The organism is Planococcus salinarum (assembly GCF_007004625.1).
Lineage (GTDB): Bacteria > Bacillota > Bacilli > Bacillales_A > Planococcaceae > Planococcus > Planococcus salinarum.
This window is the reverse complement of the sequence record NZ_VIFV01000065.1, coordinates 1-1,263: the sequence shown is the minus strand read 5'-3', so window position 1 is coordinate 1,263 and position 1,263 is coordinate 1. Positions and strand designations below refer to the sequence as shown.

Below are 1,263 nucleotides of genomic sequence, written 5' to 3'. Positions count from 1 at the left end.
ATTTATACAGTTTGACGAAGGCAACAGAGATGGACGGTCTTCTTTACGGAACTGCTTTGTTTTCGATCCGGGACAACCAATGCCGAGACGCCGTCCAAAGTTTCGCCTTGAGCAGACGTGTAATGGTCAAAATCGACTTTTTACTTTTGGTTTCCATCTGAATCAGCACATTTAAGCAGTAAGCAATCAGCACCAGATAGATCTGATTTTTTACGGCGTTCTCGCTTTGTCCATAGAAATGCTTGATGTTCACGTGTTGTTTGATCCATTTAAAGAACAATTCAATGGCCCACCGGGAACGGTAAATCTCGCTGATCTCCGTTGCGGTGAGATCAAAGCGATTGGTGATCAGGCGTAATTCCCCGCCCTTTCCGTCCGGAACGACGACGATCCGGAAGACGTTCTCTGTGCAGTTCGTGACGTTTCCAATGAACGCCATTGTATCCGATACAGCATCACATCCTTGCGGAAGTGTGAAGTTTTCGACTGGATGGATGATGGAATTACGCTTTAGGCGACAGACAAAAAAGAGTGCGTCATCTGTGAACTTGTCAAATTGCCCATAATCCATGTAGCCTCGGTCGAAGACATACATGGCTTCCTTATCGTCGACAAGGACTTCCAGTTGATTGCGGTCGGAATCCTTGGCATTCGTGATAACTTCCTTGTCGGGATAATGCGTTCCCTTTTCACTGAAAACGATGCGCAGATGCAATTTGACGCCAGCCTTGGTCTTCCGGAACTTCGCCCATTCAAAATGGTTGATGTTCAAGGGTAGTGTGGTGGAGTCAATGATCTTCAGCGGCATCCCGCCACGTGGACCCCGTTTTTCCCCGTTGATTTGACTAACGAGCTGCAGGAAAAGATTCGAAAGAATCGCCGGATCCACCTCGTTATTTTTTCGGGAAAGCTGGGACACACTAATGGATTCAACTCCGGCAGCTCGTGCGAGATCGTCACTCGCGAGTGCAGCTTTGAGCGCATGAAGGCTGTCCGTTTGCGTTAAATGCGCGTGCAGCATCAACAGCGTATAAGCCTGTGTCGTCAGCTTTTTTGTATAGCGATCCTGATTGTGGAAATTTATGATTTCGTTGAATTTCTTAAAATTAATGGGACTGGCCCATTTACCAAATGAAGTTTTTCGTGTATTCTTGTCCATGCGTGAGTCCTTTTTAGTGGATTTGGACAGGAACTACCTGACCTTTCCATTATAAAGGACTTTTTCTTTTGGTTTTTGCCAGTTTTCGAATGTTTTATGAATTC

The 1,263-nt window shown here is 45.8% G+C and carries 1 protein-coding gene; it reads right to left on the bottom strand.

Translation table 11 applies throughout. From position 1 onward, the window contains the following. Positions 1-43: 43 nt before the first annotated feature. The gene (locus tag DIJ65_RS16145) at positions 44-1,159 is read right to left on the bottom strand and encodes an IS4 family transposase (protein ID WP_071152192.1); all 1,116 of its coding nucleotides are present in this window, start codon (positions 1,157-1,159) and stop codon (positions 44-46) included. Positions 1,160-1,263: the final 104 nt, after the last annotated feature.